This is a genomic window from Streptomyces sp. NPDC005281 (genome assembly GCF_040607495.1).
Taxonomy (GTDB): domain Bacteria; phylum Actinomycetota; class Actinomycetes; order Streptomycetales; family Streptomycetaceae; genus Streptomyces.
Window position 1 is genome coordinate 41666 of sequence record NZ_JBEXGX010000039.1, and the last position, 21141, is coordinate 62806.

The following is a 21141-nucleotide window of genomic DNA, read 5'->3' on the forward strand; positions in this document are numbered from 1 at the left end:
TCACAGCCCGTAGTGGCACAGGCCGGTCCGCTCGTCGAGACCGAACATCACGTTCATGTTCTGGATCGCGGATCCGGCCGCGCCCTTGACGAGGTTGTCGGTCACGGCGATCACCTTGACGAAGCCCCGGGCCGCGTCGTAGTCCACGCCGACGTGGCAGAAGTTGGAGCCGGTGACGGCGGTCAGGCTCGGATAGACGCCGTACTCCTTGGCGTTGAGCCCGGCCTTCTTCGGTGCGCTGTTGACGCGGACGAAGAACTCGTCGGCGTAGTAGCGCTCGTAGAGGTCCAGCAGCGAGGCCCGGTCGATCCGCGCGCGCTCCTGCGGACGGACGGCCAGGCTCGCCTGGATGTAGATGCCCCGGGCGAAGTTGCCGTGTGCCGTGGTCATGTCGACGCACAACTCCCGGCCGGCCAGCGGCGCGAGATGATTCTCCAGCTCCGGGGCGTGGCGGTGCCCTTCGAGGCTGTACGGGAGCATGGAGCCGAACGCCTCGGCGTGCATGATCTCGGTGCGCGGCTTGTTCCCGGCCCCTGTGGTGCCGTTGACGGCGGCGAGGTGGACGGGGATGTCCAGATCGGCGAGGCCGCTGCGTAGCAGGGGAGCCAGTCCGAGCACGGTGGTGATGGCGTAGCAGCCGGGGTTGGCCACCAGCCGGGCGCCGGCGACCTGTTCGCGGTGGAGTTCGGTCACCCCGTAGACGGCCTCGTCGAGCAGGTGGGGGGCGGCGTGCGGCGCGCCGTAGACCTCGGCGTACCGCTGCGGGTCGCGGAAGCGGAAGTCGGCGCTGACGTCGATGACCTTCACCCCGTGGTCCAGGAAGAAGGCCGCCGAGCGCATCGCCTCGCCCGACGGGGTGCAGAAGAACACCACGTCGAGGTCGTCCGTGCGGCGCCGGAGTTCATCCACGTCGACGAAGCTCAGCCCGCAGCCGAGCAGATTGGGGTGGACCCGGTCGAACGCCTCCCCGCCCCGGGCCGTGGGCGTGATGGAGCCGACGCCGGGGTGGTTGAGCAGCAGCCGAGCGAGTTCGCCGCCGGCATAGCCGGTGCCTCCCACGATGCCGATACGCAGCGTCATGCGTTACCTCGCGGAGTAAGGATGATCTTGCCAGTGGTGGACTTGCCCTCGGCCATCAGGCTCATGGCCTCGGCGGTGTCGGCCAGCGCGAAGCGGTGCGTGACCATGGGGCGGGGGTCGATCTCCCCGGCGGCCAGCCAGGAGATCACGGTGCGGAAGTCCGTGGCCGTCGACAACGAGGAGCCGATGACCGTCACCTCCCGGCCGACGAGGGCGTTGGCCGCCAGCGGCACCGGGCCGTCGAAGAAGCTGACCACGATCACGGTGCCGCCGGCCCGCACGGCGCCGACCGCCTCGTCGAGCGCGTCGGGGTGGCCGGCCGCGACCACGACGACGTCCGCCTCGGCGGACGGGCCGGCCGGGGCGAGGACGTCGGCGTACGCGTCCGCGCCAAGAGCCAGGGCGCGCTCGCCCTTGTCCTGGCCGACGTCGGTGCAGGTGATCCGGGTGAAGCCGAGCCGGCGTGCCGCGATCAGGCAGGCCAGGCCGATGTTGCCGGATCCGATGATGCGCATCGTGCGCCCCAGCGCCGGGCCGGCGAGCCGGATGGCGTGCAGGCCGATGGAGAGCGGTTCGACGAGCGCGCCGAGCTCCGGATCGAGCCCCGGGGGCAGGGCGAAGGTCATGTTCGGCCGGAGCGTCACATACTCCGCGAAGGACCCCTCCCACCCCAGGTGGCACAGGTTCCGCTTGTCCCGGCAGAGGTTGGTGAGCCCCTGAGCGCACCGGTCGCAGCTCTCGCAATGCGCGTAGGCCGCCGCGCAGACCAGGTCGCCGACGGCGAAGCCGCCCGCCGCCCGCTCCACGACGCCGCACAGCTCGTGGCCGAGGACGACCGGCGCCGTCTTGTAGGGGTGTGCGCCCCGGTACGTGGCGAGGTCCGACCCGCACACGCCGGTGGCGAGCACCCGGACCAGGAGCTCCTCCCCGTCGGCGGCGGGCACCGGACCGCTCCGGTACTCGATCCGCCCGTACTCCGTGAGCACGGCGCTGTTCATCGGCATGAGGTGGCCACCTTCTCTCCGGCGAGCACCTTGTGCAGCGAGTCGAGGAGGATCCGGCCGATGCGCTCCTGGGAGTCCGCCGACATCGCGCCGATGTGCGGCGTGATCACGACGTTGTCCAGCTCGGCGAGGCGGCCCGGGTTGCCCTCCTCGGCCACCACGTCGAGTGCGGCGCCCGCGATCTCGCCGTCGGTGAGCGCCCCGTACAGGGCCTCCTCGTCGACCACGGGCCCCCGCGAGATGTTGACCAGCAGCGCCGAACGCTTCATGGCCCGCAGGGCGCGGCCGTCGATCAGGTGGTGCGTACGGTCGGTGAGCGGCACGGCCAGGCACACCACGTCTGCGGTGGCCAACAGCTCGTCCAGGGACGCCGTTTCGACTCCCCGCCCACGCAGCTCCACCCGGCGCTCGGGCGTGTCCCGGTCGACCGTGGCGACCACCCGCATCCCCATGCCGTGCGCCAACTGGGCGAGGCGCGAGCCGATCTGGCCCAGGCCCACCAGGCCGAGGGTCTTCCCGCCGAGTTCGATGCCCGCGAGGGCGGCCTTGTTCCAGACTCCGGCCCGCACCTGGCGGTCGGCCAGGACGATGTGGCGGGCGGCCGACAGCATGAGCCCCAGGGCCAGTTCGGCGACGGCCGGCGCGGAGACGCCGGGAACGTTGAACACGGCCACCCCGGCGGCCCCGGCGGCGTCGAGGTCGATGTTGTCGACTCCCGAGCCCGCCCGGGCCACGACCTTCAGCCGCGGTGCCGCCCGTATGACGTCCGCGTCGATGCGCACACCGCTGCGCACCACGATGACCTCGACGTCCTCGACCAGCTGCACCAGGCGGTCGGCCGGGGGCCTCAGCTCGACGTGGACGTCGTAGGTGCGGCGCAGTTCCGCCAGAGCGCTCTCGTGGATGGGATCCACCACCAGCACCCGGGTGCGTGCGGCGGCGGGCGCAGGCAGCGGGGCGCCGCCGGCTTCGGCGAGTTCCTGGACCGCGCGCCGGTCCAGCTTGCCGGACGGGGTCAGCGGCAGCGTGTCCACCCGCAGGAAGCGGTTGGGCACCAGGTAGGCGGGCACGGTGGCGCGGGCGTGTCGGCGCAGCGCGGCGACGCTGAAGGCGCCGTCGGCTGCCGGGACCACCAGCGTCACGAGCACGGCGGTGCCGTCGGCGTCGTACGTCACCGCGGCGGCCGCGTCGTGGACGGCCGTGTCGGCCCGCAGCGCCTCCTCCACCTCGGCGAGTTCCACCCGGTGGCCGCGGATCTTGACCTGCTGGTCGTTGCGTCCCAGGTACTCCAGGGCGCCGTCCGGCAGCCGACGGGCGAGGTCGCCGGTGCGGTACCAGCGCGTCCCGTCGAACGTGCGGAAGCGCTCGGCGGTGAGTTCCGGGCGGTTCAGATAGCCCGCCGTCACCCCGGTGCCGGCCACCCACATCTCGCCGGCCTCGCCGTCGGGCACCAAGGCAAGCTCCTCGTCGAGGAGTTGGACCGACAGATGGGGGAGCGGTACGCCGATGGGCGAGCGCACGGCGCCGGCGAGGTCCTCGGAGGTGAGCGTCTTGACCGTGGTGAACACGGTGGTCTCGGTGACGCCGTAGATGTTGACGAACTCCGGTGCCCGGTCCCCGGCGGCGTCCGTGTACGCCCTGACGACGTCCAGGTCGACGTTCTCGCCGCCGAAGACCACATAGCGCAGGGCGAGGTCGGGCGCGCCGCAGTCGGCGTACTCACGGGCCAGGAACCGGAAGACGGAGGGTACTTGGTTGAGCACCGTGACACCCTCGTCGGCCAGCAGCCGCAGGAAGTCCTCGGTTGCGCGGGCCGCTGCGGTGGGAATCACCACGGCGGTACCGCCGGTGGCCAGGGGCCCCCACAGCTCCCAGACGGAGAAGTCGAAGCTGAAGGAGTGGAAGAGCGACCAGCGGTCCTGCGGTCCGAAGTCGAACAGCGGCAGCGTGGCTTCGAGGAGCGCCAGCACGTTGGCGTGGGTCACGACACAGCCCTTGGGCTGCCCGGTGGACCCCGAGGTGTAGATCACGTACGCCGGGTCCTGGGGGTCCGGCGTGACGGCGGGCGTGACGGCGGGCGCCGGCGTGCGGGGGTCGATGACCTCGACGCCGTCCAGCCCGCAGGCGGCCGCCTGCTCCGGGTCGCCGACCAGGACCTTCACCTGGGCGTCGGCGACCATGTAGTGGAGCCGCTCGCGGGGATAGGTCGGGTCGAGCGGTACGTAGGCCGCTCCCGCCTTGAGGATGCCGAGGATCCAGCCGGGCACCCGGTGGGAGCGCTCCAGGAGTACGCCCACCAGGTCGCCACGGCCCACTCCGGCGTCAGCGAGGAGCGCGGCGACGGCGTCTGACGCCTCGTCGAGCTCGGTATAGGCGATCTCCCGGCCGCTCTCGGAGAGGGCGGCGGCCTGGCCCCGCAGCCTGACCGACCTGGCGAACAGGTCGGTCAGGCTGCGGGCGCCGACCAGGGGGTCAGCGCTGGCCATAGGTGCCTCCGGTGGCCATGACGTCGCCCTGGTCGACCGGCTTGTAGTAGTCGGTGGGGTGCGCGTCGCCGCCGAAGTCGCCGAACATGCGCCGGAGTCGTGGCGACATGCGGTCCAGGATCTCCTTGGGCTGGCTGAAGTAGTCGTGCGGACGGTGCCACAGCTGGCCGTAGCGGAGGATGAACGTCTTCCGCTCACGATGGGTGTTCGGCGCCACGGCGTGCCAGAGCGAGTACGGGAAGAGGAGCACGTCGCCCGGCGCGGCCTTGACCTCGATGGCGTCGTCCGGCAGCACGCCGCGGCGCAGCGGCTCGTCCAGCTCCTCCATGTAGCACAGCGCGTTGTTGCTGGTGGGCAGCTTGCGGTGGCTGCCGGGGATCAGCAGGAAGTTGCCGCTGTTGGACTCGGTGACGTCGGTGAAGAAGATCTGTGCCTTGACCTGGAGGCCGGGGCTGCCCGGGGTCAGCTGGATCCGCTGGAGGTACTCGCCGCCGTCTGTGTGCCAGTACTCCAGGGCCTCCTCCTGCAGGGACCGGACGAATATCTCGGTCCCCAGGATCTGGACGCTGCCGTTCAGCAAGGACATCAGCGGCCCGACCAGCTTGGGGTGGTCGAGGAAGTAGTCCATTTCCGCGGTGCGGCTGACCGCGTCGCGGACGCGGACGGTGTGGCTGCGGTCGGTGAAGCTTGCATGGTTCTCGATCGTCGGGGCGCCCTTGGCGACCACGTCGTCGATGAGTTCGAGGCCCTGGGCCACCTCGTCCTGGTTGAAGACGCCCTTGAGATGGATGTAGCCGTCGCGCTCGTAGCTCTCGAACTGCTCCTCCGTCAGCGGCTTCCAGTCGCGCTCGCGCTGCGTCACCAACGTGGAGTCGCGCATGGTCGAAACGTGCATCATGATGGATCCTCTCCAGAGAACAGGGAACGCGCCGTCAGCGGCGCTGGGTGGCCCAGGTGCGCAGCAGGGCGTCGACGCCGTCCCACAGGGCCTCGACGTCTCCTCGTGCATACCAGTCGGTCTTGAAGTTGACGGTCGCCGTCACGCCGTCCTCGTCCTCGTCCCAGAAGGTGGCGATCGAGGCGTCGTGCCAGCCTACGGAGATCGGCAGCGGCCGGGTCCGCACTCCGGGCATCCCGACGGTGCCCACCGTCTTGCGCATGCCGAGGGGGCGGGCGTTGAAGGTGACGTAGGGGACGCGGGACTGCCGTCCCACGGCGTCCGGGTCCATCCGGTCGATCAGCGCGGGCCAGGGCACGTGGCCGTCGTCCAGGGTGGCGAACATCCGCTGGCGGAAGTGCCGCAGGAAGTCCTCCGCTTCGGGCCGGCTCCCCGGCTCGCTGGTCAGGACGGCCTTGCTCGCCAGCCAGCCCGTGGTCTGGTGCAGTTCGGGCAGCTCCCGGTTGGCGGTCGAGAGCGTGGTGGCCACCGACTCGCTGCCGGAAAGGGTGAACAGCGAGCGGTGCAGCGCGGCGTGCATGAGGTTCAGGGCGGTCATCCGCAGCGGCCTGGCCACCTTGCCCAGGCTCTGGCAGACGTCCAGCGGCAGCCGGCGGCTGAAACCGTCCTTCGCCTCGTAGCGGACGGGCGAGTGCCCGCTGAAACCGGAGATCGGCATCGCCGGGATCGCCCCGACTCCGCTCAGCCCCGCTGCCAGCCGTTCCAGGGCCTGCCTCCCCTCAGGGGAGTCCATCATCCGGTTCTGCCGCCGGACGAAGTCGGGGAAGGTCATCTGCACGGGCGACAGTTCGAGCCCCGAGCCGTCGCGCTCGGCGGCGTAGAGCGCCGACAAGTCGCGCATCAGGACGTTGAGCGACCACCCGTCGCTGACCAGGTGTTCGGCGACGAAGGCGAAGTACGTCTCCTCGTCAGGGCGGGCCATCACCAGCAGCCGGGCCATCGGGCCCCGCTCCAGGTCGAAGGGGACCGCGCAGGCCGACCGCAGAGCTGCCACATCGGCGTCCTCGGTCCCGGCGGTGGCCAGCTGCTGGAGGTCCACCGGATCGGCCAGCCCGATGTGCCACACCAGGGCGTTCAGGTCGAAGCCGCTCAGCAGCACCGGGTGGCGCCGCTGCAGGGCGTGCCAGGCCCGGTTCATGGCGGCCAGGTCCAGGGGCCCGGTGAAAGCCATGGGGAGGGTGGCGTGGTGGGGGTTGAAGACCCCGCTCTCGGCGTCCTCCAGGGTCTGGCCCAGACGGTGCCGCTGGTTCCAGGAGACCTGCATCGACTCATGCATGATTGAGCTCCCCCACCGGTCGTACGAGCGAGGCGCCGTCATGGGCCCGTACGCCGCCGTCGGCCCGCAGCGGGCGCAGCAGCAGCTGCTTCGGGTCGCACATCACCTCGACGAGCTCGGGGCCCTGGTGCGCCAACAGCCCGGCGAGGTCGGCGTCGAGGGTGGCGGCGCGCTCCAGCTTGCGGTACGGCAGGCCGAACGCCTTCGCCACATCTCGGAAGTTCAGCGCCTCCGGCTCCTCCAGGGCGGGGCCCTCGCACAGGGCTTCCTGCGATTCCCGGATCGAGGCGTAGCCTCCGTTGTTCAGCACGAACACCTTGACGTCCAGGCAGTACTGACTGATGGTCGCCAGCTCCTGGATGTTGAGCTCGATCGCTCCGTCGCCCACGAGCACCAGCACCTGGCAGTCGGGCCTGCTGAACGCCGCACCTACCGCCATGGGTACGGCGGCGCCCATGTTGAGGAACGCCGCGGAGGTGATCTCCCGCTGCGAGGCGGAGAACGCCAGGGTCTGGCCGGTCACGTAGTAGGCGCTTCCGGTGTCGACCACGAAGACATGGCCGGGGCCGGTGTGCGCGTCCAGCCGCTCGACGAAGCGGTACGAGTTGAGGGGTTCCCGCAGCTCGCCGTCGGCGATCGTGGGGTGCGCCTCCTTCAGCTCGGCGCAGGTGGCCAGCCAGCGTTCGCTCGCGGCCGGCTCGGTCGACTCCGCCGACTCGATGAGCAGCGCGTCGAGCAGGTCGCGTACGTCCATGCACACCGGGAAGTCGATGCGCACACCCTTCTTCTTCAACTGGGACGGGTCGATGTCCACCGCGACGACCGTCGCGTCGGGGTTGAAGCTGTCGGCGTCCTCGCCGACGAACGCGGTCGACAGGCTGGACCCCAGGGTGAGGACCAGATCCGCCTGAGCCATGATCAGGTTCGGGTAGAGCCGCCCTCGGATGCCGCCCTGGCCGAACCACAGCGGCGAGTCGTACGGCAGCAGGTCATTGCCCAGCCGGGAGGCGACCACCGGCAGCCGCAGCCGCTCGATCAGCGTCCGGAACTGCTCCTCGGCCGCGCCCTGCCGGATCCCCTGGCCCGCGATGACCAGCGGCCGTTCGGCGGAGTGCAGCATGGCCATGATCTGTCGGGCGGCCTGCCGCGCACCCGCGCCCCTCGGCTCGCCCGCGGCGGGCGGTGCCTCGCGCAGGGCCGCCGGGTCGATCTCGGCCGCTTGCACGTCGAGCGGAATGTCCAGCCAGACCGGGCCCGGCCGGCCCGAGAGCGCTTCGCGGACCGCCCGGTCCAGGTGGGCCCGGATGTCGGAGGGTTGCTCGACCACTGCGGCGTATTTGGTCATGCTGCGGGCGCTGTTGACGACGGCGAATCCCTGGACGCCGAAGGATCGGGCGTCGTCGTCGATGTGGCGGGTTTCGACCTGGCCGGAGATGACCAGGACGGGCACGCCGTCGGCGTAGGCGTCGACGAGTCCGGCGAGTGCGTTGACCGCGCCGGGGCCGCTGGTGACCAGGGCGACTGCGAGGTTGCCGGTGAGTTTGGCCGCGCCGGTGGCCATCAGGGCGGCTGCCGTCTCGTGCCGGGCGCAGACGCAGAGCAGGTCGGGCTGCTGGGCGAAGGCGTGGTCGAGGTGGATGGAGCCGGTGCCGGAGAGGCTGTAGCAGGTGCGGACCCCCAGTGAATGCAGGTAGGAGGCCACGTAGTCGGCCACGCGCATGGTCATCGCAACCACTGCCGTACCCGTTGCGCCAGTGCCTGTGCCGTCAGTCCGAAGTGTTCGTAGAGGAATTCGGCGGGGCCGATGGGGGCGAAGACCTGCGGTATGCCGATCTGTAGGACGGGTACGGGGGTTGTGCGTACGACGACTTCGGCGACCGCGCCGCCGAGGCCGCCGTTGACGACGTGGTCCTCGGCGACCACGAGCCGGCCTGTCTCGCGGGCCGCTGTGGCGATGGCCTCGGCGTCGATCGGCTCGATGGAGCCCAGGTGCAGGACGCGGGCGTCGACGCCGTCCTCGGAGAGGAGGTGGGCGGCCTCGACGAGTCGGGTGGTGAGCAGGCCGCTGCCGATCAGGGTGACGTCGGTGCCGTCGCGCAGCTGGGCTGATCCGCCGTAGCTGAAGGTGTGATCGGCTGGGAACAGTTCGGGGGTGTGGAGTTTGCTGACGATCCGGATGTAGACCGGGCCGTCGTGGGTGAGGGCTTCGTGGAGTGCGGCGACGGTGTCGCGGGGGGTTGCCGGTGCGAGGACCTTCATGCGGGGGATGGCGCGCATCCATGCCAGGTCTTCGACGGCGTGGTGGGTGCCGCCGAGCGCGCCGTAGGCGAGTCCGCTGACGAAGCCGCAGAAGATGACGTTGGAGTTGGTGTAGGCGGCGTTCTTGATCTGTTCGAGGGCTCGTGAGGCCATGAAGCAGGAGGCGGAGTAGACGAAGGGGCGTAGGCCGCTGTTGGCCAGGCCGATCGAGACGCCGACCAGGTTCTGTTCGGCGATGCCGACGTCGACGAAGCGGTTGGGGAATTCGGCCTGGAAGCCGAGTGCGGAGTGGGTCTCGGCGGAGTCGTTGTTGACGATGCAGATCCGCTCGTCTTTGTGTGCCAGCTCGAGCAGGGCGGCGGAGAACGCGGTGGCGCAGTCAGTCATTGGGGGCCTCCTCAAGCTCCTGGAGCGCTTGCTGTAGAAGTTCCGGCGTGATCCGGCGGCTGTGCCATTCGAGGTTGCGTTCCATGAAGGACACGCCCTTGCCCTTGGTGGTGGAGGCGATGACACAGGTCGGCTTGCCGGCGGTGAGCGGCGCGGAGCGGAACACGTCGAGCAGGGCGTGGATGTCGTGTCCGTCGACGGTGCGTACCTCCCAGCCGAAGGAGCGCCATTTGTCGTCGAGTGGTTCCAGGGCGTTGATGTCTTCGGTGCTGGCGCCCTTTTGGGCGAGGTTGCGGTCGACGACCGCGATGAGGGTGTCGAGGTTGCGGGAGGCCGCGAGCATGGCGGCTTCCCAGTTGCTGCCTTCTTGGAGTTCGCCGTCGCCGGTCAGGACGAAGGTTCGTCGGGTGGAGCCCTGGATGCGGGCGCCGAGTGCGGAGCCGACGCCGAGGGAGAGGCCGTGGCCGAGCGAGCCGGTGTTGAACTCGATGCCGGGCACTCGGGTTGAAACCACCGTGCTCAGGCGCGAGTTCCGGCCGCCGAAGGTCGCCAGTTCCTCTTGCGGGAGCAGGCCCTTCAACGCCAGCACGCTGTACATGGCAGCGGAGGCGTGTGCCTTGCTGAGGATGAACCGGTCCCGGTCCGCGTCGTCGGGTCCGCCGCGAAGGACGCCGAAGTAGAGGGCGCACAGGATGTCCATGGCGGACAGATCCGCACCGATATGGCCGACCCCGGCCTGGCTGACGGTGGTCAGCGCGAGCGCTCGGGCCCGCGCCGCCTGAGAGCGCACCAGCGCCACGTCTTGCAACAACACTATGTCCCTTTCTGGTTCATGTCTGATGGAACGTCAGACAGTGGGGGGAATACGGCTGTCAGACGCCGAGCTGCTGCCACTCGTCGAGCTGCTGGAGGGCGAAGACGTCCTTGACCCCGGAGATGTTGTCCTCCAGGTGAGCGGTGTGGCCGGTCTCGTAGATCGACTGGAAGGTGGAGCGCAGCGAGGTGATCGTGGCGCGCAGCCCCTGGTTCGCGTAGATGACGGCCGAGACACCCGCGGCCCGGGCGTCGTCCGCGTGCCAGTCGGGGTAGGTGGTGGGCACCACGACGACGGGCAGCCGGTCGTCCCAGAGGCCGAGGAATTCGAGGACCTGGTCCTTGGTCTTCTGCTTCGAGTGGACGAGCACCGCGTCCGCGCCGGCGTCGGCGTAGGCGGTACACCGCTTGAGGGCCTCGTCGACACCGAGTCCGCTGATCATCGCCTCCGTGCGGGCGATGACGAAGAAGTCGTCGGTCCGCTGGGCCTTCTTCGCCGTCTCGATCTTGTGGGCGAAGGCGCTCACATCCAGCAAGGTGTGATCCGCGGCGGCGAAGCTGTTCATCTTCGGGAATATCTTGTCTTCGATGCTCACAGCGGTGATGCCGGCGCTCTCGTACTCGGCCACCATGTAGGCGACGTTCATGCTGTTGCCGAAGCCGGTGTCGCAGTCGGCGACGACCGGCACGGAGAGCGCCTTCTGGATGTTGGCGGCCGCCTCCAGATAGTCCGTCATGCTCAGGAGGCTGGCGTCGGGGAGGCAGCGCGCCGCGGAGATCTCGAAGCTCGACGCCCACACGGCCTGGAAGCCGCTCTGCTCGGCGATGCGGCCGCCCAGGGAGGAGTGCGCACCGGCGATCTTGGTGAGGGGGTTGTCGGCCAGTACCTGCCGGAACGTCGGGTAGCTGTTGCGGATCATAAGGTCTCCTCTGGTGTGGCGACATCAATGGATGCTGCCGGGTCCGATGGGGTGTTTCGGGTGAAGGCCCACCCGGCGGCAAGGCCGGTGACGAGGAACAGCGCGGCCAGGATCAGCCAGCCGGTGGCGCCGAGACTCATCGTGAGCACGGTGATGAGAGCGGGGCCCAGAAACTGCTGGAGGCCCCGCGCGAGAGCGAATACGCCTTGGTACTCGCCCATGCGGTCGGGGGGCGGCAGGGCGAAAGCCAGTCCCCAGCTGCCCGATGCCTGGGCCAGCTCGCCCAGGGTGAGTGCGATCAGCGAGGGCACCAGGAACACCGTGGCCCAGACCGCTCCTCTGCCCCCGGACAGTGCGAACAGCACGCAGGCGACCGCCAGCAGCACTCCTGCCCGTACGAGCAGGCGACCGGAGCCGTGCACGGTTTCCGAGCCCCTGCTCGCGACGCGCTGGAAGAGCACCACCATGAGCGTGTTCAGTGCGATCAGAACGGCCGTCAGGGCTCCGGGGGCGCCGGTCCGGTGGACGATCCACAACGGCATGCCCACCGTCAGGACCGGCAGATAGAATTCCAGCAGACCGCTGAGCCCGGTCGCGAGCAGGAAGCGCCGGTCCTTGATCGCGGCCCAGGACCGTTTGGCGGGCGCCGTCGGAACGGGCTCCGTCCCGGCCGGCGGCCGGAGCCGGAAGGCGATGACGGCACAACTCAGCTGCAGTACCGCGTTCGCCGTGGTGACCGCGATGAAGGCGGACCGGCTGCCGTCGGCCAGCGCCAGGCCCGCCATGGCCGCCCCGCCGGTGAAGCCGAGATTGAAGAGGCTGCGCATCTGGGCGCGCACCCCCACTGCCCTGGCCTTGCCGAACAGGGCGTGGATCAGGGCGCCGCGCAGCGGGCCGCCGGCCCCTGTTTCACAGACTCCGATCAGGGCCGCGACCACGGTGAACTCGGCCACGTTGTCGACGAAGGGGTAGATGAAGAACAGGGGGCCGAGCAACGCGTAGCTGATGGCCAGCGGAACGCTTGCCCCGAACCGATCGGCGATCCGGCCGGCCGGCATCGAGCAGAGGAAGCCGCAGATGCCCGCGATCGACATGGCGAATGCCAGTTGGTCGGCGGAGAATCCCGCGGTCCGGGTGAAGAAGATCACGCTGGAGGTGAGGAAGAGACCTGTGCCGAGCGACTGAGCGAACGTCAGGGCGGCCATCGGGCGGGCCGAGCCGGGCTCGGGGACCAGGTCGCGCAGGAGGTCGAGGGGTAAGCTTAGTGTGGTGGTCAGGGGGCTTCTGGGCATGGGGGATCCCCGTTCGCAGCGGGAGGGTTTCGGATCAGCTGCCCGCGAGGAGTTCCCTGGCGGACGGTGTCTCCGGGACGGACTGACGGACGATGGAGGCTGACTCCGGGCAACGCCCCGACTCCGCCGCGCCGTTGATGCGGCGGAAGGTGCAACGCTCGGTGGGGCCAAGTGCGCTGAGCTGGAATCAGATCCGCCCCGGACGTATCCGCTCCGGCCGGGCATTCCGCTCCAGCGCGATCTCATCCGCCGGCGTGATGAGGTCCAAGCCGGCCGCCCGGTGGGCGAGTTCGGCCTGGTGGCCGCCCAGCCGACCGTTGACCCCGATGATGCGCGGGAACGTGCCGGTCACGGCACAGTGGGACACCCTGCCGCGGCAGACGGTGCTCTCCGCCGACACACAGTCCCGCAACGGTGCGAGTCCACCCCTGCGCGGCAACCTCTGTGTTCAGACGTTTTCGAAGAGCTCCGGCTTTTCCACCGCTTCCGCGAGCTGCCTGATGGTGCTCCGACGAAGAACTCCGGAACGCGGCATGGGAAGGCCCGCATCGATCGCGCGGGTCGCGATCGTCAACGCCATGAGCGAATCACCACCGAGATCGAAGAAATCGGCGTCAATATCGGTGACAGGCTCGCCGAGAGCTTCTTCCCAGAGGTGTGAAAGCGTTCGGACAATACTCTCGTTCAACAAGTCGATCCTCTCGAATCCCCCGCCGGGGCAAGAGTGTGCCCAGGTCGATGGTATACGCGCTTTCGGCTTGGACTGCCGGCGGGATTTGAACACGTGGGCAGCACAAAGTGCCGCACAAAGCCTTATTCGACTTCCCCTAGACATCCCCCGCGGGCCGCTGCGGCCAGCCGTTCACTAATCTCAACTCGCGTGGTTGACCGGTCATGTTCAACCAAAGTTACCGCGAGGTTATACGACTGCCATGATCCAATCACATGACGGTCTCCGAAGCAATCTGACCCGGGCCATGGAATGGCAAACCGACGGCCCATCAGGGCGCCCTTCCTCGGCGCGCCGGGACCTCCCAGAAGGCCGGCGTCCGCCAGTCGCGCGACACCTCCCACCAGCCCGCTCCTCGCTCCGCGAGGGGGACGACCTCGGCGGCCGCCGCTCGTACAGACACCTCCTCGTGCGTGGTGAGGCCGCCGGAGCGCACCGCTCCTCGAATTCGTCGACGCCCTTCCATCGGTACGGCGAACCGTCGCCGGGGATCCACAGGTCCAATTCCTGGTCCAGGGTGTCGAACCCGTCCAATGGGCGGCGCATCGGCTCCTGGAAGTTGACGTACCAGCCCTGGAATCGGGAGCCCTCCCAGCGCGCCCGCACCGAGTGGCCCTCCCGGGCCGCTGTGGCCAGCACGCCGCCGGACTGCCAGACCTGCTCGAACGCGCCCCAGGGTGTGGGCCCCAGCGGAACTCGTGGGTCCCGAACGTGAGCGGCGTGTTCTTGTCCGGATACACGGCCGGCGTGTGCCCGTCGTCGGCGGCCACCCGCACCGGATGGCGAATCCATTCCCGGTCGTCCAGGATTTCGTGCCGGACAATCACCGCAGCGGTGGTGGCCCTGCGGTCGTCTGCCGCGAGCAGTAGCGTTCACTTCGAGCGGTCGGTCGACCCGGCAAGGTTCGTGGACCGGTTCGCCGAGGGGCGGCTCCATCCGGTTCCACATCGCATCGGTGATCACCAATCGGAAGAACCTGGAACAGGGGCCTTGCGGGCGACGCCTCCGTAGAAGCCGATATCACTGGTTTGGTGGGGCTGTCCTTCAGGACGCCAAAGAGGAACCTGAACCAAGCCTGGCTCAACGAGCTCGAATCCAGCGAAGAACTCCTCGATGTTGCTGCGTGAGCGCAGGTTCATGGTCGCGCTTGCGTTGTTGTATACGGCCTGCGCTTCGCTGCGTTCGGCAAAGTCATCGGTTGCGTGGGAGAGCACGAGAAAGCTGCCGGCAGGCAATGCGTCATGCAGTTCAGCGAGGATACCGCGAGGTGCCTCTTCATCCGTTATGAAGTGGAGAACCGCTACGAGCAGCAGGGCCACCGGCTGCTCAAAGTCAATGACTGCGCGGACCCCGGGGTGGTCGAGTATCGAGCGGGGTTTCCGCAGGTCGGCCAACACCACTTCTGTTTGCCCAGAATGGCCGAGGAGTGCATCCGCGTGTACTTTGACGATCGGATCATTGTCGACGTAAGCCACCCGGCTGCCGGAGGACACCTGATCGGCTATCTCGTGCACGTTCGGCGATGTGGGAAGCCCCGTGCCTATGTCGAGGATCTGATGCACTCCACTGCCCACCACGTACCGGACAGCACGGTGCAAGAAATCCCGGTTGGCCCGCACGCTAGGCCGCACTTCAGGAGCTGCAGCAATGAGAGCGTCTCCTGCTTCTTGGTCCACCAGGTAATTGTCCTTGCCGCCCAGCAGGTAGTCGTATATGCGTGCCGGGTGTGGTCTGCTGGTGTCGATTTCGTTGGCTTGGGTGCCATGCTGCGGCACGTGACTCTCCTCTCAAGGCCTGCGGCTCACTCGTCGGCCACTGGCAGAATGAAGCTTCCCACATCAACTCTCCTGTTGGCCAAGGGAGTTCAAGCGTGTCGTGAGTCGAAGGCCTGCCCGGGCTTCGAAGAACGGCGTGGTCATGTCGCTCCCCTTAGCTGGGGCTCGGAGGTCGTTTCATCCTGTTGCTTCATCACTGGATGCGGCTTTGACGAGCTGGTGTCGGGTCGTGCCAAGAGATGGTGTTCTCGCCGGTGAGGCGGCGGGTCATGAGGTCGGTCATGGCGAGGTGGATCATGGCTTCGGAGCGGTGCGGGTGGGTTTCGCAGTCACGGGCCAGGCGGCGATGGAGTATGAGCCGGCCGTAGGTCCGCTCGACTGCCCAGCGTTTCGGGGCTGGGGTGAATCCGCGGGTGCCGGGGGCGCGTTGGAGGAATTCGGGGTCGATGCCGAGGGCGGCGGCATACTCGAAGAAGTGTTTGCGGTAGCTGCCGTCGACCTAGACTTTGCGCAGGCCGGGATGGCTGGCGGTGGTCTGGTCCAGAAGAGTTCGCCCGGCGGTGGTGTGGAGGCAGGATGTGCCGGGCGCGTCGCCGCAGAATCCGGGGAACTCCGTCCGACTGTCAACCGTGACGTGCCGGGGCGATCGCCAGGGAGAAGCCGGACAGCACCAGAAAGAAGACGACGGCGAGACGTCCGACCATCAGCATGCCCAGCCATGCAGGCGCCGAACTGTCGGGATAACCGGGGAAGGTGTTCAGCCAGCAGTGGAACAGAACCACATACAAAGCCGCCAAGCCGCGAAGGCCGTCCAGGCTCAGTACTTGCCGACGGACGTGTGGGCCACTTCCCCTTTCCTCCTGTCTCACCGGAGCGGCTTAAGTCAAGAGCACTGCTGTCCGGACGGCTCGAATCAACGGAAATCGTTCAACCCTTTCTCTGAGCACCGTGTATCCCGGCCGCCGTCGACGCCTCGGCGGTCACTGCACGATGCAACCCACGACGGACGCATGCCCGCCGACCCGTTTCCCCGGCAGGACGCCGAGTGGCACGGTGCCGCCCATAGTGACTGTTACGCAGCGCCGGGCCGGGCAGTTCAACAGGCAAGCCGACATGATCCTCATCTCACCCGGATAGCGGGCCTGTGTCCGCCAACCGCAGGACAATCCTCCGCGAGCAGCTCGCCGCCCGATACCTCGTACGCTGCGACCAATCCCTGACGCCCGGCGGACGGCTTCGTGGCGGTCGCAGGGCAGGAAGTTCAGGCCCCAACCCGGGCGCCCGGAGGGGGGCTTGGTGTACTGCGTCTGCTTGGGGGCAGGGGCGGCAGTGCTCGGCAGGGAAGAACATCTTGAACACCGGGGCGCCGTTGCGGTGGTGCTTCTGCTGCCGGCACTCGAAACTGCGGTGCCCTGCTGGGCAGACGGCGCTTTCGGTCGCCGAGTCGAGACGGAAGTCGGCATGGGAGGAGCCCTGGTCCTGCCTGGGCTGGCGACTGCTGTACTGCGGAGCCGGTCCCAGCAGTTCCATGCCCTGTTCGGCTACAGCCACGAACCGGGCGGCGGTGGTGCAGTCGGCATCCACGACATGCACGGCCGGCAGTAACTCCCTTCCCGTGGCCGCCTGGTGGGCCGGTTCGGTCATCTCGGTGTCGACCACCACGGCGTCGGTGGTGACACCGGAGCGATTGCATGCGGAGTGTCCGGTTCTCAGGCCACCGCAGAGCGAGGCCTACCAGAAGGCGCTGGTGGTCCTCGCCGACGGCGTCGAGCGCGACTTCCGCATCATCGAAGGCATCGACTGACCGACGGGCTCAGCCATCGCTGAGCATCCGTCACCTGATACGCACACGGTGCAGAACGACGACTCTCGCCGTTGTCTTGGGTCGTGAAGTGTTCGCGCAGTGCAGCGGCTTGGATGAAGTCAAGGCAAGTGAGGCAAGTAGTGAAGGCGCGGTCGGTCGGGCCTGGCGGGCGTCGTTGTCCAACACCGACGGTGCCGATGTTGGGGATCATCGATGGGCTACGCACCGGCGGTGCGGTCACCATCCACTGTCCGGTGCAGGACGGCACCGGCTGAGGCAGGCCGGTACGCTCCGGGACGCGTTCGGTCGGCCGTTGCGGCCAGGCCCGGCTATCGGCGGACGCCGTTCGCGGTTGCCGGTTCGTTTAGCGTCAAAGGGGGGGCCGATGTCCTGGCCGGATGTCACGGTGGTTGATGCGTGCGTGCGGCGCGACGGCCGGGGCGGTAGCCCCACGGCCGTCACCGACGACGACCCTGCGGCGACGGACGCGGACCGGCGGGCGGTCGCTGCTGCGGCCGGCACCTCGCACGCGGCGTTCCTCGGCCCGGGGCGGACGCCGGACGGTGGCTGGCCGGTCCGGTTCTTCACCGCCACCGCCGAACTGTCCGGCTGCGGCCACGGCACCGTTGCCGCGCAGGCCGTCCGCTTGACCCGCACCGCGCGGGGCGAGCTGAACGACCGCCAACACACCGGCGGGCGCACGTTCGACACCGCCGCGATCCGCCGCCCCGCAGGCATCGAGGTGTGGTTCGACCAAGGCCTCGTCGCGCTGCGTCACCCGGCACCGGACGAGCGCGCCGCGATCGTCGCCGCGCTCGGGCTCACCGCGGACGGTCCGCATCCGACCGACGCGCCACGGATCGCCGCGCCCGGCGCACCACGCATGCTGGTACCGGTCCACGACCGGTCGGTGCTGCTCCGAGTCCGCCCACACCTCGGCAGGCTGACGGCGGCGTGCCGGCGGTACGGGCTCCTCGGCTGTTTCGTGTACGTACCGCCGGTGGGCGACCGACCGGGTGCGGCGCGGATGTTCGCGCCGGCGATCGGTGTCGACGAGGACGTCGCCAACGCCAACAGCACCGGCTGCCTGGCCGCCCACCTGCTCGACACGACAGGGGCGCAGACGGTCGCGATCGAGGTGGAGCAGGGTGACACCCTCGGTCGACCGGCCAGCGTGCTCGCTTCGGCCCGACGCGGGCCGGCGGGCATCACGACCCGGGTCGGCGGGTTGGCGGTGGTCCGCGACGGACACTGAGGCGACGACTGGACCGTTCTCTTCTGCGATCCGCGCATGGGGCCGGGGCGCGCATCCCTTCGCGGCCGCTCTGTACGTTCTGCGGGTCTCACAGGTGCCGTCAAGCGGGATGAACGGCTGGGGTTGCCCCCGCGAGAACGCAACGCTTCATGCGGTCCCTGGGCGCGTCGGGGGCGGGCTCACTCCTGTACCGGCCCCGCCGCGAGGGCGTCCAGCTGCTCCTTCGACCACGAGAGCCTGCCGGCTCGCAGGTCTTCGACCACTGTGCGCACCCACTCCAGCTCCGCGGCCGTCACGGCCCGCAGGTACTCGGTCTCCAGGCGGGTGATGCGCGGCAGCCCCTGATCCGCCTCTGCGGCCAGGGCCGATTCCAGTCCGTCGAGCTTCTTTGCGAGGGCGCCGACCCGCTGCTCAAGTACGTCCCCCATGTCCTGCGAAGTGAGCAGCAGCAGGTTCGACAGGGCGGCCGGGAACTCCGGGAACTCCTGCTTGGGTTCGGCGAGCATCTCCTCCAGCCAGGCGCGGGCGGTCTCACGCCCCGCGTCGGTGACTTCGTACACGGTCCGCTCGGGGTACTGCTGATCGCGCCCCGTCTCGCGGACCGCGATCAGCCCCTCGCCATTGAGCCGCTCGATCGTGCGGTAGAGGCTCGCGCGCTGCCTGACGTTGACGACCTGCTCCTTGCCCCAGTCCTTGACCAGCCGCTGGATGCCGTACGGGTGCAGCGGTTTGTAGTGCAGCAGGGCCAGGACGGTCAGGGCGAGGGGGGAGCTGCGGGGAGCGGATGGGGTCATGGACTCGATTTTAGCCCCAGAACAACTAGTTGACGAGAGACTAGTCTCGGTGCGACTATCGAATCGTCAACGCGACACCGCCCCGAAAGGAACCACCGAGATGTCCCTCACCGAGCGCATCCACTCCGACCACGACCTCGTCAAGCACCTCGGCAACTGGACCGAGGCCGGCCACTTCGAGATCAAGGCCCGCAACGGCGCCGCCGTCCTCGACCTCCGTTCCCCCGACCTGCCTGACGACATCGAGATCCACCTCGACATGGACCGGGCCATGGTCAAGCTGCTCGTCGACGACGGCACCGCCATCGACCACTGGAACCTGAGGTGGACCGCCCGCGGCAAGATCAAGGACTCCCGGTCCGCATCCACCCGCGACGCGGCGGCCGGCCGCCGCGTCCGTCTGTCCGGCTCTGCGACGAACAGCGAGATCCGCATTCAGCGCGGTGGCATCGCGATCCTGTCCGCGATGTTCTCCCGTGCGTACGTCCAGGATGTGCGCAGCGCGTACAAGAGCGGCGGCGTACCGACGATCGACGACCCCGCGAGGGGGCACCAGTCATGACCCGCATCGGCAAAGTCCGCACCGCGCTCGTCATCGGCGGCGGTATCGCGGGCCCGGTCGCCGCGATGGCCCTTCGCCAGGCAGGTATCGAGGCCACCGTCCACGAGGCGTACGACTCCACGGCAGATGGGGCCGGAGGCGGCATGACCATCGCCCCGAACGGTCAGAACGCCCTCGACGCGATCGGCGCGGGCGAGATCGTCCGCGCCATCGGCACACCGGTCACCGCCATGGGGCTTCGGAGCTGGACGGGTAAGCACCTCGCCCAGTTCGCCCCGCCCTCCCGCCTCCCGTCCCAGCAGTTCGTCTGGCGCGCCGACCTCTACCGGGCGATCTACGACGAGGCGGAGCGCCGCTCCGTCCCCATCCATCACGGCAAGCGGCTGACCGGCACGACGGACACCGCCTCCGGCGTCACCGCGCACTTCGCGGACGGTACGCAGGCGAGCGCCGATGTCCTCATCGGCGCCGACGGCATCCGCTCCACGGTCCGCTCCCTGATCGACCCGGCTGCACCAGAGCCGAACTACGCCGGCCTGGTCTGCTTCGGAGCGCGGATGCACCAGTCAGAGATGCCCTCCACCGACGGCATCATGTACATGTGCTTCGGCAAGCGCGCGTTCTTCGGCTACCAGGTCTTCGACGACTCCTCGGCGGTGTGGTTCGCGAACCTGCCCCATCGCGTCCCGATGACAGTCGCCGAGGCCCAGGCGATCGGCGCGAAGGAGTGGATGCGCATCCTGCTGACCGCCTTCGCCGACGACCGCACCCCGGCCCTCGAGATGATCAGCCGTACCGACGTCGGCCAGCTCCTCATCACCGGCCCGATGGAGAACATGCCGAGAGTCGCGACCTGGACCCGCGGCCGCACGACCCTGATCGGCGACGCCGCCCATGCCGCCTCGTCCAGCTCCGGGCAGGGTGCCTCCATCGCCGTCGAAAGCGCCGTCGAACTGGCGCGCTGCCTCAGGGACCTGCCTTACAACCAGGCTTTCGCGGCGTACGAACAACTGCGCCGCCCTCGCGTCGAACGCATCATCAAGCTCGGCGCCCGCACGAACAGCAACAAGTCCGCGGGCCCGGTCGGCCGCGTACTGCGCGACCTCGTGATGCCGGCGGCAATGAAGCTGATCAAGCCGGAGAAGACGGCCTGGCAGTTCGACCACCACATCGACTGGGACGCGAAGGCAGCCCCGCTCACGTGAACTCCAGCCCGTCCTCGGCCATGACGCCGGAACGGGCTGGTGCACAGGCACCCCACGCATCGGCCCCTGCGCAGTGCACATCGGTGAAGCCCGCCGAGCGCAGCACCCTCCCCCGGCGCCAACAGCCATGCCATGATGATGAGTTATGACTGAGGGGGAGGATGTGGCCACCCGTGCGATCCGGGTCCGGCTTGACGGGACCGCGCATCAGAGCGACATCGGCGCTCTGAAGAAGTGGCTGGAGCGGGAGAAGCCGCTGGAGGACCTGATCAGAAACGGTGATCTGCGGATCCAGGAGAGCGCCGGGACCGATGAGCAGGGGACGGACGACCACGGCACGCCCATGGGCGCCGGCTTCGAGATCCTCATGCTGCTCTCCGGGGCAGCCGCGCAGACTGTGTTCGACACGGTGCTGAGGCAGGTGGGAAGAGGCGTCAAAGCCTGGTACGAGAACCGCCGTTCCGTGGAGAGTGGCGATCCGCCCGATTACGACGTCGACCCGGTGAACCTCGACGAGAGGTAGACCGGTGCTCCGCTTCGA

The 21141-nt window shown here is 68.9% G+C and carries 21 protein-coding genes and 2 pseudogenes; 6 read left to right on the forward strand and 17 right to left on the reverse strand.

Annotated elements, in window-relative coordinates; genetic code table 11:
• From argC to ABZV42_RS36395, 16 genes and pseudogenes are all read right to left on the reverse strand, one after another.
• Positions 1-1080: an N-acetyl-gamma-glutamyl-phosphate reductase gene (argC, locus tag ABZV42_RS36320; protein WP_356055740.1), complete on the reverse strand. Its 1080-nt coding sequence runs from the start codon at positions 1078-1080 to the stop codon at positions 1-3.
• The gene (locus ABZV42_RS36325; protein ID WP_356055743.1) at positions 1077-2084 is read right to left on the reverse strand and encodes an alcohol dehydrogenase catalytic domain-containing protein; all 1008 of its coding nucleotides are present in this window, start codon (positions 2082-2084) and stop codon (positions 1077-1079) included. The genes argC and ABZV42_RS36325 overlap by 4 nt, the downstream gene beginning before the upstream one ends.
• Positions 2075-4570 (reverse strand): amino acid adenylation domain-containing protein, encoded by a 2496-nt coding sequence (locus ABZV42_RS36330; protein ID WP_356055745.1) that lies wholly within the window; start codon positions 4568-4570, stop codon positions 2075-2077. Before ABZV42_RS36330 ends, ABZV42_RS36325 begins: the two co-directional genes overlap by 10 nt.
• Entirely contained in the window at positions 4557-5468 is a 912-nt protein-coding gene (locus ABZV42_RS36335) for a phytanoyl-CoA dioxygenase family protein (protein ID WP_355988642.1), read from the reverse strand. Before ABZV42_RS36335 ends, ABZV42_RS36330 begins: the two co-directional genes overlap by 14 nt.
• A 34-nt stretch (positions 5469-5502) precedes the next feature.
• Positions 5503-6804, reverse strand: a complete 1302-nt coding sequence (locus ABZV42_RS36340; RefSeq protein WP_356055747.1) for a condensation domain-containing protein — start codon at positions 6802-6804, stop codon at positions 5503-5505.
• Positions 6797-8530 carry a thiamine pyrophosphate-binding protein gene (locus ABZV42_RS36345; RefSeq protein ID WP_356055749.1) on the reverse strand — a complete coding sequence of 578 codons (1734 nt, stop codon included), beginning with the start codon at positions 8528-8530 and terminating at the stop codon, positions 6797-6799. The genes ABZV42_RS36340 and ABZV42_RS36345 overlap by 8 nt, the downstream gene beginning before the upstream one ends.
• The gene (locus ABZV42_RS36350; RefSeq protein WP_356055751.1) at positions 8527-9450 is read right to left on the reverse strand and encodes a transketolase C-terminal domain-containing protein; all 924 of its coding nucleotides are present in this window, start codon (positions 9448-9450) and stop codon (positions 8527-8529) included. Before ABZV42_RS36350 ends, ABZV42_RS36345 begins: the two co-directional genes overlap by 4 nt.
• Positions 9443-10261: a transketolase gene (locus ABZV42_RS36355; RefSeq protein ID WP_356055753.1), complete on the reverse strand. Its 819-nt coding sequence runs from the start codon at positions 10259-10261 to the stop codon at positions 9443-9445. Before ABZV42_RS36355 ends, ABZV42_RS36350 begins: the two co-directional genes overlap by 8 nt.
• 61 nt (positions 10262-10322) lie before the next feature.
• Positions 10323-11183, reverse strand: a complete 861-nt coding sequence (locus ABZV42_RS36360; protein WP_355988654.1) for an isocitrate lyase/phosphoenolpyruvate mutase family protein — start codon at positions 11181-11183, stop codon at positions 10323-10325.
• The gene (locus ABZV42_RS36365) at positions 11180-12475 is read right to left on the reverse strand and encodes an MFS transporter (RefSeq protein ID WP_355988656.1); all 1296 of its coding nucleotides are present in this window, start codon (positions 12473-12475) and stop codon (positions 11180-11182) included. Before ABZV42_RS36365 ends, ABZV42_RS36360 begins: the two co-directional genes overlap by 4 nt.
• Before the next feature lie 187 nt (positions 12476-12662).
• Positions 12663-12827, reverse strand: coding sequence for a hypothetical protein (locus ABZV42_RS36370; RefSeq protein WP_355988658.1), 165 nt, complete (start codon positions 12825-12827; stop codon positions 12663-12665).
• 96 nt (positions 12828-12923) lie between these two features.
• Complete coding sequence (locus ABZV42_RS36375) at positions 12924-13163, reverse strand: phosphopantetheine-binding protein (protein WP_355988660.1); 240 nt, start codon at positions 13161-13163, stop codon at positions 12924-12926.
• A 231-nt stretch (positions 13164-13394) separates the two neighbouring features.
• On the reverse strand, positions 13395-14153 hold the full coding sequence (locus ABZV42_RS36380; RefSeq protein ID WP_356055787.1) for a DUF402 domain-containing protein: 759 nt from the start codon (positions 14151-14153) through the stop codon (positions 13395-13397).
• An 11-nt stretch (positions 14154-14164) separates the two neighbouring features.
• Positions 14165-14980, reverse strand: coding sequence for an SAM-dependent methyltransferase (locus ABZV42_RS36385; protein ID WP_356055755.1), 816 nt, complete (start codon positions 14978-14980; stop codon positions 14165-14167).
• A gap of 193 nt (positions 14981-15173) precedes the next feature.
• Positions 15174-15545 (reverse strand): annotated as a pseudogene (locus ABZV42_RS36390) (IS5/IS1182 family transposase); the annotation flags it as partial.
• Positions 15546-15603: 58 nt separating this feature from the next.
• Entirely contained in the window at positions 15604-15849 is a 246-nt protein-coding gene (locus tag ABZV42_RS36395) for an acyltransferase family protein (RefSeq protein WP_355988664.1), read from the reverse strand.
• A gap of 592 nt (positions 15850-16441) precedes the next feature.
• Here ABZV42_RS36395 and ABZV42_RS36400 point away from each other — a divergent pair.
• From ABZV42_RS36400 to ABZV42_RS36410, 3 genes and pseudogenes are all read left to right on the forward strand, one after another.
• A complete protein-coding gene (locus ABZV42_RS36400; RefSeq protein WP_356055758.1) occupies positions 16442-16585 on the forward strand; it encodes a hypothetical protein in 144 nt (47 codons plus the stop codon).
• A gap of 115 nt (positions 16586-16700) precedes the next feature.
• Positions 16701-16784, forward strand: a pseudogene (locus ABZV42_RS36405) (DUF1330 domain-containing protein); the annotation flags it as partial.
• Positions 16785-17169: 385 nt separating this feature from the next.
• Positions 17170-18039 carry a PhzF family phenazine biosynthesis isomerase gene (locus ABZV42_RS36410; RefSeq protein WP_355988667.1) on the forward strand — a complete coding sequence of 290 codons (870 nt, stop codon included), beginning with the start codon at positions 17170-17172 and terminating at the stop codon, positions 18037-18039.
• Positions 18040-18218: 179 nt separating this feature from the next.
• On the opposite strand, the gene ABZV42_RS36415 is transcribed toward ABZV42_RS36410, so the two are convergent.
• Positions 18219-18833, reverse strand: a complete 615-nt coding sequence (locus ABZV42_RS36415) for a PadR family transcriptional regulator (RefSeq protein WP_356055760.1) — start codon at positions 18831-18833, stop codon at positions 18219-18221.
• A gap of 100 nt (positions 18834-18933) precedes the next feature.
• Between ABZV42_RS36415 and ABZV42_RS36420 the strand changes: the two genes are divergently transcribed.
• The 3 genes from ABZV42_RS36420 to ABZV42_RS36430 all read left to right on the forward strand — a co-directional run bounded on the left by ABZV42_RS36420 (position 18934) and on the right by ABZV42_RS36430 (position 21123).
• On the forward strand, positions 18934-19395 hold the full coding sequence (locus tag ABZV42_RS36420; protein WP_356055763.1) for a hypothetical protein: 462 nt from the start codon (positions 18934-18936) through the stop codon (positions 19393-19395).
• Positions 19392-20600: an NAD(P)/FAD-dependent oxidoreductase gene (locus tag ABZV42_RS36425; protein WP_356055765.1), complete on the forward strand. Its 1209-nt coding sequence runs from the start codon at positions 19392-19394 to the stop codon at positions 20598-20600. Before ABZV42_RS36420 ends, ABZV42_RS36425 begins: the two co-directional genes overlap by 4 nt.
• 145 nt (positions 20601-20745) lie before the next feature.
• A complete protein-coding gene (locus ABZV42_RS36430; protein WP_356055767.1) occupies positions 20746-21123 on the forward strand; it encodes a hypothetical protein in 378 nt (125 codons plus the stop codon).
• The last annotated feature ends 18 nt before the right edge of the window (positions 21124-21141 follow it).